13 protein-coding genes are annotated in these 16829 nt (G+C 51.8%); 3 read left to right on the plus strand and 10 right to left on the minus strand.

Annotation, left to right across the window (positions count from 1 at the left end):
- Positions 1-85 precede the first annotated feature (85 nt).
- From zinT to O6D90_RS13420, 6 genes are all read right to left on the minus strand, one after another.
- Positions 86-697, minus strand: a complete 612-nt coding sequence (gene zinT / locus O6D90_RS13395) for a metal-binding protein ZinT (protein WP_231392229.1) — start codon at positions 695-697, stop codon at positions 86-88.
- 124 nt (positions 698-821) lie between these two features.
- Positions 822-1412 carry an ATP-binding cassette domain-containing protein gene (locus O6D90_RS13400; RefSeq protein ID WP_016156291.1) on the minus strand — a complete coding sequence of 197 codons (591 nt, stop codon included), beginning with the start codon at positions 1410-1412 and terminating at the stop codon, positions 822-824.
- Positions 1396-2190: an ATP-binding cassette domain-containing protein gene (locus tag O6D90_RS13405; protein WP_016152790.1), complete on the minus strand. Its 795-nt coding sequence runs from the start codon at positions 2188-2190 to the stop codon at positions 1396-1398. The genes O6D90_RS13400 and O6D90_RS13405 overlap by 17 nt, the downstream gene beginning before the upstream one ends.
- Positions 2184-2996, minus strand: a complete 813-nt coding sequence (locus O6D90_RS13410) for an ABC transporter permease (protein WP_016156290.1) — start codon at positions 2994-2996, stop codon at positions 2184-2186. The genes O6D90_RS13405 and O6D90_RS13410 overlap by 7 nt, the downstream gene beginning before the upstream one ends.
- Positions 2986-3960, minus strand: a complete 975-nt coding sequence (locus tag O6D90_RS13415) for an ABC transporter permease (RefSeq protein ID WP_016156289.1) — start codon at positions 3958-3960, stop codon at positions 2986-2988. Before O6D90_RS13415 ends, O6D90_RS13410 begins: the two co-directional genes overlap by 11 nt.
- Positions 3960-5546, minus strand: a complete 1587-nt coding sequence (locus O6D90_RS13420) for an ABC transporter substrate-binding protein (RefSeq protein ID WP_016152787.1) — start codon at positions 5544-5546, stop codon at positions 3960-3962. The genes O6D90_RS13415 and O6D90_RS13420 overlap by 1 nt, the downstream gene beginning before the upstream one ends.
- Before the next feature lie 432 nt (positions 5547-5978).
- Here O6D90_RS13420 and O6D90_RS13425 point away from each other — a divergent pair, with 432 nt between their 5' ends.
- Positions 5979-8066, plus strand: coding sequence for a TonB-dependent receptor (locus O6D90_RS13425; RefSeq protein ID WP_016156288.1), 2088 nt, complete (start codon positions 5979-5981; stop codon positions 8064-8066).
- Between the two features lie 284 nt (positions 8067-8350).
- On the opposite strand, the gene htpX is transcribed toward O6D90_RS13425, so the two are convergent.
- The 4 genes from htpX to O6D90_RS13445 form a co-directional block, all read right to left on the minus strand.
- A complete protein-coding gene (gene htpX / locus O6D90_RS13430) occupies positions 8351-9232 on the minus strand; it encodes a protease HtpX (RefSeq protein ID WP_003034964.1) in 882 nt (293 codons plus the stop codon).
- A 192-nt stretch (positions 9233-9424) separates the two neighbouring features.
- Complete coding sequence (prc, locus tag O6D90_RS13435; RefSeq protein WP_016156287.1) at positions 9425-11473, minus strand: carboxy terminal-processing peptidase; 2049 nt, start codon at positions 11471-11473, stop codon at positions 9425-9427.
- Positions 11474-11492: 19 nt separating this feature from the next.
- Positions 11493-12179 (minus strand): RNA chaperone ProQ, encoded by a 687-nt coding sequence (gene proQ / locus O6D90_RS13440; protein WP_271143109.1) that lies wholly within the window; start codon positions 12177-12179, stop codon positions 11493-11495.
- Positions 12180-12275: 96 nt separating this feature from the next.
- Positions 12276-12773, minus strand: a complete 498-nt coding sequence (locus O6D90_RS13445; protein WP_016152783.1) for a GAF domain-containing protein — start codon at positions 12771-12773, stop codon at positions 12276-12278.
- Between the two features lie 128 nt (positions 12774-12901).
- Between O6D90_RS13445 and yebS the strand changes: the two genes are divergently transcribed.
- Both yebS and O6D90_RS13455 read left to right on the plus strand, forming a co-directional pair.
- The gene (gene yebS, locus O6D90_RS13450) at positions 12902-14185 is read left to right on the plus strand and encodes a membrane integrity lipid transport subunit YebS (protein WP_016152782.1); all 1284 of its coding nucleotides are present in this window, start codon (positions 12902-12904) and stop codon (positions 14183-14185) included.
- Positions 14154-16787 (plus strand): PqiB family protein, encoded by a 2634-nt coding sequence (locus tag O6D90_RS13455; RefSeq protein WP_016156286.1) that lies wholly within the window; start codon positions 14154-14156, stop codon positions 16785-16787. Before yebS ends, O6D90_RS13455 begins: the two co-directional genes overlap by 32 nt.
- The last annotated feature ends 42 nt before the right edge of the window (positions 16788-16829 follow it).

Genomic DNA, 16829 nt, shown 5'->3' on the forward strand with positions numbered 1-16829 from the left:
ATGCGACAGGTGATGGAAAGAGCAGGTTATTAATTAAAAAAACCCGCCACTGGTGGCGGGTGTGTACAGATAAGGTTAGCCCGGATTAATGGTGCAGCATTTCATCCACTACTTCTTCGCCCTTCAGCTGATAAGGGTAGTAGGTAGGCCAGTTTTCCATCTCCTCAAACAAGGCAGCCTGCGAGGTATTTCCCATAAAGATATGGAAGTGGCTCGATTTACGCGGCGCGATAATATGATCGCTGAATTGCACGTATTTAGGCGCTTTGCTGTCAGCGGTTTTACACTCAAACAGATACCGTACACCTTTCTTGCCTGATTTATAGTGCAAGATTTTATACCCGGCATAATCGTATTTGCACGATGCGACCTGATTACCGGTGTGAAATTCCATCACGCCATCTTCGATGCCGATGGTGTCTACATTGGTTGCATAGCCTGTACGGTAATAAGCTTTAATTTGTTCTGCCGTTTTGCTTTTATCTTTCTCCGCTTTCTTTTTGAAAACCGGATCAAGTTCGCCACTGACCAGATACGGATAGACAGATTGCCACATGCCATCCCAGTCGGACAGCGCCCGGTTCTGCACCTGGTTATCATCAAATACCCCTTCCGACGCCTTTTGTTCTGCTTCACTCATCGGCGCACCATGGGAATGATGACCATGCGCCAAAACCTGCCCACAGACTAAAAGCATCCCCAGAGCGATTGTCAGTTTGTTAAAACGAATAGCCAAAATTTCACCCTCAAATCGTTTGCGAGTGAATTGTTATAATATAACGTAACAATTTAATCAACAGACATTACTGCACGTTATTGCCTCACGCTTCAATGAGTTTTCTGGAGCAAATCTGCTCAAGCAGAGCCTGCTGATGGCTGATAATGAGCATACCTAATGGCCGACGCTGGCACTCTTCAAGCAGTAATACCCAGATATCTTTTTGAATGGAAGGATCGAGCTGGGCGGTAATTTCATCGGCAATAAGAAAACGTGTCCGCGGATCCAGCGCGCGAAGTAAAGCAATTCGCGCCAGTTCACCGCCAGAAAGCTGTCCGGGACGGCGGGTTAACCACTCAGGATTGATGTGAAGACGGGTAAGCAGTTCAGCATCAGGTCGCCAGGCATCATAAACCGCATCGCCAGTGCTACGCCGGGGGTTAAAGGTTAATTCCGGATGCTGTGGCACCAGTTGCACCGGGCAATACTGGTGCATTGGCAGCGGTTGGTCATCAACCAGAATGTCACCCGAGGTCGGTTTTTGCCAGCCCGCCAGTACGCGCCCCAACGTTGTTTTGCCGGTTCCGCTGGGTGCGCAAACCCCAATGCGTTCTCCGGGGCGCAGAGAGAAGGTCAGATTTTGCCATAGCACCTTTCCTCCCTGACAAATCGTCACCTCACGACAGCACAGCATCGCGCTCTCCAAAAAGTTGATTTCTTTCAGGCAGCGCCCGCCATTGGCGTTGCAGATGCTCGCTGATCTCTCCGCGTAACAGCTGTTCCCGGCTGACGTTATCCGACACCCTTCCCTGATGCAGCGCGACAATGCGGTCCGCGTGGCGAGCGGCCAGCGTAAGGTCGTGCGTTACCCATAAAACGCCAGCCCCTTGCTCACATTGCTCACGTAGCTGTTCAAGCAGTTGATTAGCCAGCGGTGCATCAAGCCAGGCGGTAATTTCATCAGCCAGAATATAGCGAGCCTGGCTCAGCGACGCGTGACAGGCCAGAACACGTTTCGCCATCCCCCCCGAAAGCTGGCGTGGGAAAGCATCTAATACGCGACTTTCCAGTTGGCTACGCTGGAGCAATCGTTCAATTTTTCCGGCATTCCAGGCCTGGCCAGAGAGCTGACTTGCCCTGCGCAGATGCTTTTCAATCGAGAGCAGCGGGTTAAGCGCCTGAACGCCTTGCGGGACATAGCTGAAAGTATTGCCACGACATTTGCGAATATCATCACTATCCAGCGTTTTCCCTTCCAGGGTGATGGAGCCGTTGAAACGCAAATTGTCCGGTAAGAGATCAAGCAGACATTGCAGCAACAGGCTTTTACCTTCCCCACTTCCCCCAACTAACGCCACCATCTGACCTGGCGCTACGTCGAAAGAGATATCCTGCAACAGCGAAGACCAGTTTCTCGCGCCGTACCAGCGATAACGCGCCACGTCCAGCGAGACCTGTCTTAAACTCAACATGCGTCACCTCGTAACCATAAACGATGCACTGCCCTTGCGAGCTGATCGAATAACATAACCAGACTGAATAGCATCAGCCCGGGAAACAGCACTAACCACCAGTCGCCATGACTGATAAACCTCAGCGCATCAGCCAGCAACAGGCCCAGCGATGGTTCATGCGGCGCCAGCCCAAAACCGAGGAAGCTCAACGCCGCGCTGTGCAACACCGCGTGGGGAAACATCAGCAAGGTTCCCGTTAACCACTGGGGTAACAATGCCGGGAGATAGTGATGCCGCCAGCAGTAAAAATGTCCGTGTCCCAGACGCCAGGTTAACGTCAGATAGTCACTGTGGGCCACGCGCTGCGCTTCGGCACGCAGGATTAGCGCCAGACGCGGCCAGTGGGTCAACGCAACCGCCATAATCACCCCATTTTTTCCGCCGCCCAGCGTGAAACAGATCAATATGAGCAACAGCAGATGCGGCATTGACAGCATGGCATCGGTAATCAGACGCATTAGTACATCCAGACGCGGATGTATACGTGAAACCGCCGCCATCAGTAATGCGATGAAGCCGCTGCAAAACGCTGCGCCAATACCAATTTGCAGACTGGTTAACGCGCCCTGAAAGCAACGAATCCACAGATCGCGACCGAGGTTATCGGTGCCAAACCAATACAGCGCATCAGGCGGTAGATGACGGGCAAGCAGATTAACGCTCAATGGGTTATCCAGCGTCGCGGCGCCATACACCGCAATGCCTAGCAGGCAGCTAAAAGAGAGCAGAAGACGAATCAGCGTCGGCGTCGGATTATAGAGCATCAGGTCGCTCCAGAGCACGGTTCAACACATGGACAAGCCAGGTAGACAGCGAGTTGCCAATGAACACTAACACGGTACTGAACAACACAATTCCCATCAGTAACGGCAGATCGCCGCGTAATCCGGCATCAATAGTGGCCTGTCCCAGTCCCGGATAAGCAAAAACTTTTTCCGCCAGCAGTGCGCCGCCCAGCAATTCTCCCAGCGAGGCAAACTGCAGGCACAGCGCGGGCGTGATAGCATGGCGCAGAACCTGATGACGCAGCAGCGACCAGCCTTTATCTCCCTGAGAACGCGCAAAACGGACAAAATCGCTTTTCATCACGCTGGCGATACTTTCCCGTGTATGAAGTGTAATTTGGCCAAGTCCCAATAAACTTAGCGCGCAAACGGGCAGCACTAAATGGCGCAGACGCTCAGCCAGCGTGGCCATATCACCACTGTTGCCCGGCTCCCACGCGCAGCAGACCGGAAATACCGGCCAGCGCACGGCAAATAACGCCAGCAGCAGCATGCCAATCCAGAAGGTCGGCAACGACGAAAGCAGATAGCTGAGTCGACAGATTGCTTTATCCGGCCAGCGATTCAGATAACGACCCGCGACAAACCCCATTGCCGTTCCCAGTATGCCGGAGAGCAGCCACGCGCCGCCAAGCAAGGCAAACGAAGTTGCAAAGCGCTCCTTGATTACGCTGGCAACCGGTGCATTAAACAACATTGAGTAGCCGAGATCGCCCTGCAATACACGTATAAACCAGTGACCAAAACGCTCCCATAACGGCTGGTCTAATCCCCAGCGAGCAGCGATACGCGCATATTGTTCCGGCGGCACGTGCAGGAGATCGTTGCCGATATAGGCGCGAATCGGATCGACAGGAGAAAAGCTGAGCAGCATAAAAGTGCCAGCCGCAACCAGCACTAATAACACTATCAGCCGTAGAAAATGGCCTACAACAGACTTCATCAACGGCAGGTCCAGGTCCATTCATCCAGATTATTGAGCAGGGACCAGCTACCGTGAATCTCCGGCGCGCCTTTGCCTAAGTCAATACACGGATTTGCCAGATAAGTGTGCTGAATGTTCAGCAGCCATGCCCAGGCGGCATCGCCCTGCACCCCAGCCCCTTGCTTGCCATCCCACTCCACCTGTTGCCAGAAAGGCAACGCTTTTTGCCAGTCCGGAGCATCAATGGCCTGTTTAAGATGTTGTTCAACGACGGGATTGCTGTAATAGCCTGGATTGTAGTATTCCACGCCCGCGGCCTGATTGCTGTAGTGATGGAAAAGCTCCATCGGATCCAGGCTTCCCCAGCCAAACAGCGTCGGATTCGCATGCATATGCCGCTCAACGGTTTCCCAGCTTCCGGATTGCAGCGAGACCTGAATACCCACGGGCTCCAGCATCGCACGTACGGCCTCGGCTAAATCCCGGCGCGTACTGTCTCCGCTGGCGTACCATAGAGTCAGGCGAGCCTCTTTACCGTCTTTCACGCGTACGCCGTCTTTCCCCACCTTCCAGCCGGCTTCTTCCAGAATCATCCGCGCTTTTTCGCTGTCGCCATCTTTGAACGCAACTGACTGTCCCTGCCATGGCAGGCCCTGAACCGCGCTATACGCCGGAATCGCATGACCTTCCATGACCTGATCGGCAAGTTGTTTACGATCGATGGCGTAGTTGATGGCGCGTCTGATGGCGATATCAGCCGTAATATCGTTACCGATCGGATAACCATTGGCGTCTTTTTTACCCGCTGGAACCATCGGGAACACAATGCCACGATTTTCCACGCTGTCGCGTACCCAAAGCTTCAAATTCTGCTGTTGAGGGGCGACCGCCATCGAAGGCGCGATACGCACGAGTCCCAGTTGACCACTGCGCGCTGCGGCATAAGCGTTATCTTCATCAAGGAAGACAAACACCAGCTTACTGAAATCATTTTTCTTACCGGCATACCAGGGGTTCGCCTCCACGATCAGCTGTTGCCCCGGCTGAAAACTCACCAACCGATAAGGGCCCGCGCCAATCGGATTTTTGGCGAATGTTTTTTCGTCATACCGTTTTTCCGGAACAATACCCAAAGAGCCCAGCACGTTCACAAAGGTGCTCTGCGGGCTGCGCAGCGTGATTTCTACCGTGCGGTTATCTTTCAGGCTGGCATGAGTAAAGTTACCCATGTCGATTTTGCCGCCGCTCTTTGCGGCTTTATTATAGGTGAACACCACATCTTCAGCGGTTAGCGGGGAACCATCGGAGAATTTAAGGTCGGGTTTTAACGTCAACGTCCAGGTTTTGCCGTCAGCACTGGTTTCAACTTTTTCCGTCAGCAGGTTACCCCAGCTCATATCTGCGTTTTGTTTTAATAATGGTGCATGCAAAAGCAAATAGCTGCCATGACTCCAGCCCAGCATCGGGTCAAACCCTTCCGTTGGCTCAGGTCCAATTGCCAGCTTCAACGTCTGCCCCTCGCTCACATTTTGCGCGGCGAGAAGTGGTGAGGTTAATGCGAGAGTCAATGCGCACGTAAGCAGTGCCAGCTTGCCTTTAATCATTATGTTATCCAGATTTGCGTTATTTTTATGCCGCTCAACGATTCAATGCCGTTAAACGGTCTCCTGGGGAAGGGATTATGGCGGACTGAAATGACGAAAAAAATGATGCGGCGCAGAAAAGTATGACGATTTTCTAAAATTATCATACTTTTTTCTGATACTCCTAATTGAGTACCCTCTGAATCACAGAAAATAGATTAAATGTTAGCCATTCAATTAATGGCAAATTAATTACAACCTAATGATTACAAATACTAATTATTGGTCATTTCAGCTATTTACTTAGCTAAAATTAATGACAATTTATGTATATTTATTCAAGAAAAACACCAGAAGTGATAAGTTATGTAAACATATAATGATAATTATTTTTATTATCATTCCCATCAATTATCTTACTTCCTTTGAATTTTTAACAAAGGAAGTTTGACTATGCGTTTAAAACCTGTTGCTTCTGTTGTTCTGTCCTGTTTAGGATTTTCCAGTCCCCTGGCCTTCGCTGAAGATGTTATGGTGGTAACCGCTTCCGGTTACGAAAAGAAAATCACCAACGCTGCCGCCAGCGTCTCCGTTATTTCACAGCAAGAGTTACAAACCAATAAATATAATGATTTAGGCGAAGCCCTGCGTTCTGTTGAAGGGGTGGATGTTGAAAGCAGCACCGGTAAAACCGGTGGCCTGGAGATCAGCATTCGTGGCATGCCCGCCAGTTATACCCTGATCCTGATTGACGGTATTCGTCAAAACGGCAGCAGCGATGTGACGCCAAACGGCTTCTCAGCTATGAATACCAGCTTTATGCCTCCACTGGCGGCAATCGATCATATTGAGGTGATCCGCGGCCCGATGTCGACGCTTTATGGCTCCGACGCAATCGGTGGCGTGGTGAATATCATCACCAAAAAAAGCACCGATAAATGGAGCACCTCCATCAATACCGGCGTTAACCTGCAAGAGAGTAATAAATGGGGTAACAGCACGGTCGCCAACTTCTGGTCAAGCGGCCCGTTAATCGCTGGCGTACTGGATATGCAGGTTCGGGGTAGCACCACCCAACGTCAGGGTTCCAGCGTTACCTCCCTGAGCGATACCTCCTCCACCCGCGTACCTTATCCTACCGAGTCAGAAAACTATAACATCGGCACGCGACTCGACTGGAAGACGAATGAAAGCAATACGCTATGGTTAGATCTCGACTCCGCCAGACAGCGCTATGATAACGATGACGGTCAGTTGGGTAACCTGACGGGGGGTTACGATAAAACGCTGCGCTATGAGCGTAACAAAGTCACCCTCGGCCACGATACCGCCTTAACGTTCGGCACCTGGAAATCCTCCCTCGGCTGGAATGAAACTGAGAACAAAGGACGACAACTGGTCTCCTCCGCACTCACGCCAGAGAACGCAGGCCGGGCCGGTGACGCACGTGAACTGAAGAACACCAACGTCATTCTGGACTCAGTACTGCTGACGCCATTAGGTGATTCGCACCTCTTAACCCTCGGCGGGGAATATTGGGATGCGCGCATGAAAGACGGTGTGGTGCTGGCCAATACCGGCGAAAAGTTCCATCAAAAAACGTGGGCAGCCTATGTAGAAGATGAATGGCATATTCTCGACTCGTTGGCCTTAACCGCAGGGACACGCTACGAGCATAACGATGTCTTTGGCGGCCATCTCAGCCCACGAGCGTATATGGTTTGGGACGTATCCGACGAATGGACGCTCAAAGGTGGCGTGACGACAGGTTATAAAGCGCCATCACTGAGCCAGTTACATAACGGGATCAGCGGCGTAACCGCGCAAGGAACCGTGAATACGGTCGGTAATCCGGACCTAAAACCTGAGGAAAGTATCAGCTACGAAACCGGGCTGTATTACGAGAACGACACCGGGCTGAACGCCAACATTACCGGCTTCTATACCGAATACAAAAATAAAATTGTCTCGTATTCTATCGATGATAATACCAACAGCTATACCAACAGCGGAAAGGCAAGGACCGATGGCGTTGAATTTGCCAGCACCTTCCCTCTGTGGTCGGATGTGCTGACTTTATCCCTCAACTACACCTACACCCAGAGCAAGCAAAAAGATGGTGACAATAAAGGCGCGCCGTTAAGCTACACGCCAAAACATATGGCTAATGCTCGCCTGAACTGGCAGGCAACGGAAGATATGAATGCCTGGCTGAGCGCACGTTATCGCGGTAAAGCTCCACGCTTTACCGAAAATTACAACAACCTCAGCGCAGTACAAAAGGCCGTCTATGACGATAAAGGCGCTGATTTAAAAGCCTGGACCGTTCTCGACATGGGAATGTCTTATAAGCTGACCAAAGATCTGACGCTGAATACGGCGGTCAATAACGTGCTGGATAAAGACTTTAGCGAGGTTAAACTTTATCAGGTGGGGCGTAATAGCACCTACGCAGGAGATTACTATCAGACTGCGCAATCCACTACGGGATATGTAAACCCGGGCCGTAACTATTGGGTATCGTTAAACTACCAGTTCTGATTTAGTTTTTTCCTACCAGACGGGCTGTCAATGATAGCCCGTCTACCACTGGGTTTCATCAAATGCCCGGCACTGTTCTTTTTGCCAGCCAGCGGGGCTCTAATGTTTTTACCAGAGATAAAGCGACAAGGAATATTTTCGTCCCCGGCAGAGAAAAATGACGGAATGAGAGGTTAAGCTGAACTGGGACAGAATAGTCTGGGCGAGGCTTTAATCGATAGCTTTAAATAGCCATTATGTTTTATGAGTCACGGAGCAACGGGTGCCCCGTGACAGCCATTAACTTACTTCAAATACTCTCCGCTGCGCAGCGCTTCAATACGTTTATCCAACGGCGGGTGAGTCATAAACAGCTCACTCAACGACTTGGATTTACCGTTGATGCAGAACGCCATCATGCTGGTCGCTTCCTGCGGCTCATAGCTGGTTTTCAGACGCTGCAGCGCGGCGATCATTTTCTCACGCCCCACCAGTTTTGCTGAACCGGCATCCGCATGGAATTCACGATGACGTGAGAACCACATGGTAATAATGCTCGCCAGAATACCAAACACCAGTTCCAGCACCGTCGCCACTGCGAAGTAGATCAATGGGTTGCCGTTACTGCCCTCACCCTCATCGCGGTTTCCGCCCATAAAGCCAGCGGCAATTTGCGCCAGAATACGTGAGATAAAGATAACGAAGGTGTTCACCACACCCTGAATGAGCGTCATGGTAACCATATCGCCATTAGCAATGTGGCTGATTTCATGCGCGATAACGGCTTCGGCTTCGTCCGGGCTCATGTTTTGCAACAGGCCTGTACTCACAGCCACCAGCGAAGCATCCCGACGCGCACCGGTAGCAAACGCGTTAATATCTGGCGCATGGTAGATTGCAACCTGCGGCATAGCGATCCCAGCCTGGCGAGCCTGATTCGCTACCGTATTCATCAGCCAGCGTTCTCTTTCATTGCGAGGCTGTTCGATCACTTCCCCACCAACGGATTTTAACGCCATCCATTTGGACATCAGCAGCGAAATGAAGGAACCACCAAAACCAAACAGCAGTGCCATGATCAACAAGCCTTGAACGCTGCTTGACTGAATCCCTGTCAGGCTCAATACCAGCCCGAAAACGACCATCACAGCCAGGTTCGTCAGCAGGAAGAGCGCGATTCGCATCATAATTTTCTTTTAACCTCAATTTAACAAAACGCACTATGCGATTACCCATATCGTATGGGTCTTATGGCTATTTTCAAGCATCCATAGGTGCTAAGTCACCAGAAAGACACAACTTTACATTTTATCGTATCACACTGACGTCTTCATGCGTTTGTTAAAAAAACAGGCACAATTTCTTGTGCCTGTTGGAGGTTATTTACTGGTTGCGGGCTGTTCCGCTGGCTTTTCTTTTTCAAGATGCGCCAGGTCAAGCGCAATTTTTACCGTTTCATCCAGGTAGGGATCTGGTTCCTGGTAATCCTTCGGTAAATCGTCCAGTTTTTTCAGCGGCGGCTTACCTTCTCGCTTAAACCGATCGTTGATACGCGCCAGACGCATTGCGTCATCTTCGTTATTCTCTTTCTCACGCTGAGCGTAATTGAGAGAAGCGATGTTGCGTTTATCCTTCATCGCATTGAAACGCGCAATATCCTTCATGATGTACTGGAACTCAGGATCGTTGGCAATACGTGCATTGTGCTCTTTTAACAATTCAGGTCCGAACGGCGTCAGATTCTCTGATTTGGTGTAAGTCGCAGCATCAATGCTATCCCACGGCAGCGCGTTATCTTCAAACTTCTCACCGGTTTCCGTTTCTTCATTACCTGTCGGCATGATGATGTCCGGCGTAACGCCCTTACGCTGCGTACTGCCACCGTTTACACGGTAGAATTTCTGGATCGTATACTGAACAGAACCCAGCGCCGGCCATTCCGGACGCAGCATCTGATCATAAATACGGTTCAGAGAGCGATACTGCTGTACAGTGCCTTTCCCGAAAGTCGGTTCACCAACGATCAGCGCACGACCATAATCCTGCATTGCCGCAGCAAAAATCTCTGATGCCGAAGCACTGAAGCGATCGACTAACACTACCAGCGGGCCTTTGTAGTACACAACGCCGTCGGTATCGCTGTCTTCACGCACTTTACCGTTATTGTCACGAACCTGAACCACCGGGCCGGAAGGAATGAACAGACCGGAGAGCGAAACGGCTTCGGTCAGCGCGCCGCCACCGTTAGTACGCAGATCGATAATGATGCTGCTGATGTTCTGTTTTTCCAGCTTCTGCAACTGAACTTTGACATCATCCGTCAGGCCAACATAGAAGCCTGGGATATCCAGTACGCCGACTTTTTCTTTGCCAACGGTTTTCACGGACATTTTCACGGCGCGGTCTTCGAGACGAATACGTTCACGCGTTAACGTGACGGTACGCGTCTTGGTTCCTTTACCGGCAGGCAGGATTTCAAGGCGAACTTTGCTGCCTTTGGGTCCTTTGATCAGCGCAACAACGTCATCCAGACGCCAGCCAATCACGTCGACCATTCCCTTACCGGTCTGACCCACGCCGACAATACGGTCGCCAACGCTTATTGCTTTGCTCTTGGCTGCCGGGCCGCCCGCCACCATGGAGTTAATGACGGTGTAGTCATCATCCATTTGCAAAACCGCGCCAATACCTTCCAGAGACAGGCTCATTTCAGTATTGAACTGTTCGGTATTGCGTGGAGAGAGATAGTTAGTATGCGGGTCGATCTCACGGGCGAAAGCCGTCATCGCCAGAGAGAACACATCTTCGCTGTTGGTCTGCGCCAGACGGCGAATCGCAAACTTGTAGCGACGCGTCAGCGTTTCACGAATTTCCGCATCGGTTTTGCCGGTCAGCTTCAGGCTGAGTTCGTCAAATTTAACCTTGCCGTCCCACAGCGCGTTAAGCTCTGCTTCGCTCTTCGGCCATGGCGCTTTGCTCCGGTCGAGGTTAAAGGTGTCGGTACCGGTGAAATCCATTGGACGTGCCAGTACGCTTAAAGCGTACTGATAACGTTCAAATCGGCGTTTTTGCGCCAGATTATAGAGATCGTAAAAAACATCCAGCTTGCCGGTACGCAGTTCATCGCCAAGGACCGTTTTCTTTTTTGCATACTGTTCGATATCGCTCGCCAACAGCACGTTGTGGCTGTAGTCGAGCAGATTCAAATAGCGGTCAAAAATTTTTGCCGAAAACGCCTGATCCAGATCGAACTGGCGATAGTGCGAACGCGTAAAACGCGATGTCACACGTTCACTTACCGTCGCATGCTGGGTTTCTTCCTTTAAAACGGGGATTTGATCGGCACGCGTGATATCTTCCACAGCAAGTGCCTGGCCTGCTAATGCAAGCAGACCAGCTAACGCAGTAAGCCTAAAAAAAGTGTTCATGCCAGGCCTGGCCTCCGTTTCAGAACACCAGGTGTTCTGCGCGTACAATCAAAGACATACCCGAATTCAGCTGTACACGGACGCCATCTTTGATGATTTCTAATACGGTGGCATCCATCGCATTATTACCTGCTTTCACCTTCAGAGACTGCCCTACCGTCAGTACTGAAATATCAGATACCGGGGTATGCTGTTCTTCACGAGGAGCACGCGGTGCTTTTGCTGCTGGTTTCTCAGCGCGAGGTTTACGCTCAGCGCCTTCTTTACGACGCGGTGCAGGACGCGGCTTACGCTCGCGACGCGGTGCGTCTTCTTTTTCACCAGCAGCAGCGGCTGCTTCGCGTTTTTTCGCCTGTTGCTCTGCACGTTGCGCCTGAACGCGGGCTTTAGCTTCTTCCAGCTGTTTGCGAGCATGTTCAACGTGCTGCTCATCCAGCTCACCACAAGGGTTGCCGTCGAGATCAACACGCGTTGCGCCCAATTTAACGCCATACAGATAGCGCCAGCTTGAAGTATAGAGACGTAAGGCAGAGCGGAGCTGCGTCTTGCTGAGGTTCATTTCGCCCTCAACACGCTCTACCAGATCCTGAAAAATGCCAATTTTCAGTGGGCGCGCTTCGCCTTCCGCACTAAAACACTGCGGGAAGCGTTCGGCCAGAAACGCGATGACTTCTTTACTACTATTCAACTTAGGTTGATTTTCCATGAAATTTCCTGATTACAACGGACGTAGCCAACAAGCGCAGGCATGAACAGGCGACATTATAATGACGTCATCAGTAATTGCTACGTTATCCGTTGATTATCCTGCGACGCGCGCAAAGAATTTTTTGTAATCCGTCGTTGCAAGCACGGTTTCAAGCTGTGCCACCAGCGTTCGCAGCCCCTGTTCATCCTCGTCAGTAAAGCGGCCAAACGCCGTGCTATCGATATCCAGCACGCCGATTATCTGATTTTCGACGGTGATTGGCAGGACGATTTCAGCGTTGCTGGCGGCATCACATGCGATGTGTCCGTCAAAAGCATGAACGTCCTCAATGCGCTGAACCTGGTTCTGCGCTACTGCGGTCCCACACACCCCGCGTCCTACCGGGATCCGCACGCAGGCGATTTTTCCCTGGAAAGGCCCCAGCACCAGCGTATCGTTTTCGAGCAGATAAAAACCGGCCCAGTTTACTTCTGCAAGACGTTCGTACAACAACGCGCTGGTATTTGCCAGCGTTGCCAGAAAACTGGTTTCACCTGCCATTAATGCCTGAAAGTCACGGTTCAGATCCGTGTATAGCTCTGTTTTGTTCATTATGTAATCACTTAGTTGTCTTACTTAAAGCTGCAGCCTACTAAAATAAACATTAAATGCGTTAATGCTCAAGATCATTCCCGTCATGAGTTAAGATAACATTACTTCAACAATTTGATTCGCGATACATGGCCTTAACGACACCACGCATCACGCCGACTAAAAAAATAGCCATCAGGTCCATTGGTGATGCACTCCCTCGTGCGCATTACCATCGTTGCCCTGAATGTGACCTGATCTTTAGCTTGCCTAAAATGCGTTCGCACCAAAGTGCATTTTGCCCACGCTGTCAGGCAAAAATTCGTGACGGACGCGACTGGTCATTAACACGACTGGCGGCTATGGCTTTCACCATGCTGCTGCTGATGCCCTTTGCCTGGGGAGAACCGCTCCTGCACATCTATTTATTAGGTGTGCGCATTGACGCCAATGTGCTGCAAGGCATCTGGCAAATGACCCGACAAGGCGACCCACTCACCGCATCCTTCGTACTCTTTTGCGTTGCCGGTGCGCCCATCATTCTCGTGACCTCAATCGCTTATCTGTGGTTTGGCAATATTCTTGGGATGAACCTGCGCCCAGTGCTGCTGATGCTGGAAAGGCTCAAAGAGTGGGTGATGCTTGATATCTATCTGGTGGGCATTGGCGTCGCATCAATCAAAGTTCAGGACTATGCTTTTTTGCAACCCGGTGTAGGTCTGTTTGCTTTTATTGCGCTGGTGATCCTCAGTGTTTTGACGCTGTCGCACCTTAACGTTGAGCAGCTTTGGGACCGTTTCTATCCGCAAAGACCAGCCCGTCGGCCCGATGAAAAACTTCGCGTCTGCCTCGGTTGCCACTTTACAGGTTATCCGGACGCCCGAGGTCGCTGCCCTCGCTGTCATATCCCGTTGCGCTGGCGCAGGAATCAAAGTATCCAAAAGTGTTGGGCTGCTCTGCTGGCCTCGATCGTCCTGCTTTTGCCTGCTAATCTGCTGCCCATCTCGGTAATTTATGTCAATGGCGGCCGCCAGGAAGACACGATCCTGTCAGGCATAATGTCCCTGGCGAACAGCAACGTTGGCGTAGCGGCGATTGTTTTTATCGCCAGTATTCTGGTGCCATTCACCAAAGTGATTGTGATGTTTACGTTGCTCATCAGCATCCATTTTAGATGTGAGCAAGGATTGCGTACCCGCATCAAACTGCTGCGTATGGTGACCTGGATTGGTCGCTGGTCGATGCTGGATCTCTTTGTTATCGCTTTAACCATGTCGCTGATTAATCGCGATCAGATACTTGCTTTTACTATGGGGCCAGCTGCGTTTTATTTCGGCGCAGCGGTAATATTGACTATTCTTGCTGTGGAATGGCTGGACAGCCGCTTACTTTGGGATGCACATGAGTCAGGAAACGCCCGCTTCGCAGACTGAAGCGCAGATTAAAACTAAACGCCGTATCTCTCCGTTCTGGCTGCTGCCTTTCATCGCGCTGATGATTGCAGGATGGCTTATCTGGGGAAGCTATGAAGATCGCGGCAATACCGTAACCATTGACTTTATGTCTGCTGACGGCATTGTGCCGGGCCGTACTCCCGTTCGCTATCAGGGCGTTGAAGTGGGCACCGTGCAGGATATCAACCTCAGCGAAGATCTACGCAAAATTGAAGTGCGCGTCAGCATCAAATCGACCATGAAAGATGCTCTGCGCAAAGATACCCAGTTCTGGTTGGTCACGCCGAAAGCGTCGCTGGCGGGGGTTTCTGGTCTGGATGCGTTGGTTGGCGGTAACTATATCGGCATGATGCCCGGAACCGGCGAGCCGGAAGATCATTTCGTCGCCCTCGATACGCAGCCCAAATATCGTCTGGATAATGGCGATTTGATGCTGCATCTGCGCGCCCCCGACCTCGGGTCGCTCAATAGCGGTTCGCTGGTTTATTTCCGCAAGATTCCGGTGGGCCGGGTGTATGACTACACCATCAACCCAAATCATCAGGGCGTAACCATCGACGTGCTGATCGAACGTCGCTTTACCAACCTGGTGAAAAAAGGCAGCCGTTTCTGGAACGTGTCCGGTGTGAATGCGGATGTCAGCCTCAGCGGAGCGAAAATCAAGCTGGAGAGTCTGGCGGCGCTGGTCAATGGCGCCATTGCTTTTGATTCGCCCGAAGACTCTAAACCCGCGGTGGCCGATGACACGTTTGGTTTGTATCAGGATCTCGCGCACAGCCAGCGGGGAGTGATCGTCAAGCTTGATTTACCCAGCGGCGATGGACTCAAGGCCGGCTCAACGTCGCTGATGTATCAAGGATTAGAAGTCGGGCAACTGACCAAACTAGATTTAAATCCGGGCGGTAAAGTGACCGGCGAAATGACGGTTGATCCCAGCGTAGTAACGCTGCTGCGCGACAATACGCGGATTGAATTACACAGCCCTAAATTATCGTTAAACGATGCAAATATCAGTTCGCTACTGACGGGCAAAACTTTCGAGCTGGTACCTGGCGAGGGCGAGCCGCGTAACCAGTTTGCGGTTATTCCTGCTGAGAAGTCGTTGTTACACGATCCGGGCGTCATGACACTTACGCTGATCGCGCCGGAGAGTTACGGTATTGATGCCGGTCAGCCACTGATTCTTCACGGCGTACAGGTCGGTCAGGTGATTGATCGCACGCTCTCTGGCAAAGGTGTTTCATTTACCGTTGCCATCGAACCACAGCATCGCGCCCTGGTGCAAGGTGACAGTAAGTTCGTGGTCAACAGCCGCGTTGACGTCAAGGTCGGGCTTGATGGCGTGGAATTCCTTGGCGCCAGCGCCAGCGAATGGCTCAGCGGCGGCATTCGTATTTTGCCCGGTACCAAGGGTGAAATGAAAAAAAGCTACCCGCTGTATGCCAACCTGGAAAAAGCGATTGAAAACAGCCTGAGCGATCTGCCAACTACCACGCTCAGCCTGAGCGCCGAAACGCTGCCTGATGTGCAGGCCGGTTCGGTGGTGTTATACCGCAAATTCGAGGTCGGTGAAGTGATTAGCGTTCGCCCACGCGCCGATGCGTTTGATATCGATCTGCATATCAAACCGGAATATCGCAACCTGCTGACCAGCAACAGCGTATTCTGGGCCGAAGGCGGGGCAAAGGTTCAGCTTAACGGTAGCGGATTGACCGTACAGGCATCTCCCCTGTCGCGAGCGCTCAAAGGGGCGATTAGCTTCGATAACCTCAGCGGCGCCAGCGCCAGCCAACGAAAAGGCGACAAGCGTATTCTGTATGCTTCCGAAACTGCCGCGCGTGCGGTGGGCGGCCAGATAACCCTGCACGCGTTCGATGCCGGTAAACTCGCGGCCGGCATGCCAATTCGCTACCTGGGGATCGATATCGGCCAGATCCAGACGCTTGAGCTAATCACCGCCCGTAACGAAGTTCAGGCAAAAGCAGTTTTGTATCCGGAATACGTGCAGACTTTTGCCCGTAGCGGTACCCGCTTCTCCGTGATCACACCGCAAATCTCAGCGGCAGGCGTCGAGCATCTGGATACGATCTTACAGCCGTATATTAACGTTGAACCAGGACGCGGTAACCCGCGCCGTGATTTTGAACTGCAGGAAGCCACCATTACCGACTCTCGTTACCTCGATGGTCTGAGTATTGTGGTAGAAGCGCCGGAAGCAGGTTCGCTGAATATCGGTACGCCAGTCCTGTTCAGAGGCATTGAAGTGGGGACCGTCACCGGGCTGACGCTGGGCTCGCTTTCTGACCGCGTGATGGTGGCGATGCGCATTAGCCAGCGCTATCAGCATCTGGTGCGGAACAACTCCGTGTTCTGGCTGGCATCAGGATACAATCTCGACTTTGGTTTGACCGGCGGCGTCGTGAAGACCGGTACCTTCAATCAGTTCATTCGCGGCGGAATCGCCTTCGCTACGCCACCGGGTACGCCGCTGGCCCCGAAAGCGCAGGCAGGTAAACACTTCCTGCTGCTCGAAAGCGAACCAAAAGAGTGGCGTGAATGGGGAACCGCCCTGCCACGTTAATCTCTCCCCTTGCTCCGGCGTACATACTCGCGCCGGAGCACT

The sequence above is a fragment of the Citrobacter sp. 21OH12SH02A-Citro genome (assembly GCF_027919895.1).
GTDB classification, from domain to species: Bacteria; Pseudomonadota; Gammaproteobacteria; order Enterobacterales; family Enterobacteriaceae; genus Citrobacter; species Citrobacter braakii.

What these genes read in the sequence shown, in the direction of transcription:
- zinT (WP_231392229.1), bottom strand. Translation starts at nt 697, where the DNA reads ATGCTTTTAGTCTGTGGGCAGGTTTTGGCGCATGGTCATCATTCCCAT.
- O6D90_RS13400 (WP_016156291.1), bottom strand. Translation starts at nt 1,412, where the DNA reads ATGCTGTGCTGTCGTGAGGTGACGATTTGTCAGGGAGGAAAGGTGCTA.
- O6D90_RS13405 (WP_016152790.1), bottom strand. Translation starts at nt 2,190, where the DNA reads ATGTTGAGTTTAAGACAGGTCTCGCTGGACGTGGCGCGTTATCGCTGG.
- O6D90_RS13410 (WP_016156290.1), bottom strand. Translation starts at nt 2,996, where the DNA reads ATGCTCTATAATCCGACGCCGACGCTGATTCGTCTTCTGCTCTCTTTT.
- O6D90_RS13415 (WP_016156289.1), bottom strand. Translation starts at nt 3,960, where the DNA reads ATGAAGTCTGTTGTAGGCCATTTTCTACGGCTGATAGTGTTATTAGTG.
- O6D90_RS13420 (WP_016152787.1), bottom strand. Translation starts at nt 5,546, where the DNA reads ATGATTAAAGGCAAGCTGGCACTGCTTACGTGCGCATTGACTCTCGCA.
- O6D90_RS13425 (WP_016156288.1), top strand. Translation starts at nt 5,979, where the DNA reads ATGCGTTTAAAACCTGTTGCTTCTGTTGTTCTGTCCTGTTTAGGATTT.
- htpX (WP_003034964.1), bottom strand. Translation starts at nt 9,232, where the DNA reads ATGATGCGAATCGCGCTCTTCCTGCTGACGAACCTGGCTGTGATGGTC.
- prc (WP_016156287.1), bottom strand. Translation starts at nt 11,473, where the DNA reads ATGAACACTTTTTTTAGGCTTACTGCGTTAGCTGGTCTGCTTGCATTA.
- proQ (WP_271143109.1), bottom strand. Translation starts at nt 12,179, where the DNA reads ATGGAAAATCAACCTAAGTTGAATAGTAGTAAAGAAGTCATCGCGTTT.
- O6D90_RS13445 (WP_016152783.1), bottom strand. Translation starts at nt 12,773, where the DNA reads ATGAACAAAACAGAGCTATACACGGATCTGAACCGTGACTTTCAGGCA.
- yebS (WP_016152782.1), top strand. Translation starts at nt 12,902, where the DNA reads ATGGCCTTAACGACACCACGCATCACGCCGACTAAAAAAATAGCCATC.
- O6D90_RS13455 (WP_016156286.1), top strand. Translation starts at nt 14,154, where the DNA reads ATGAGTCAGGAAACGCCCGCTTCGCAGACTGAAGCGCAGATTAAAACT.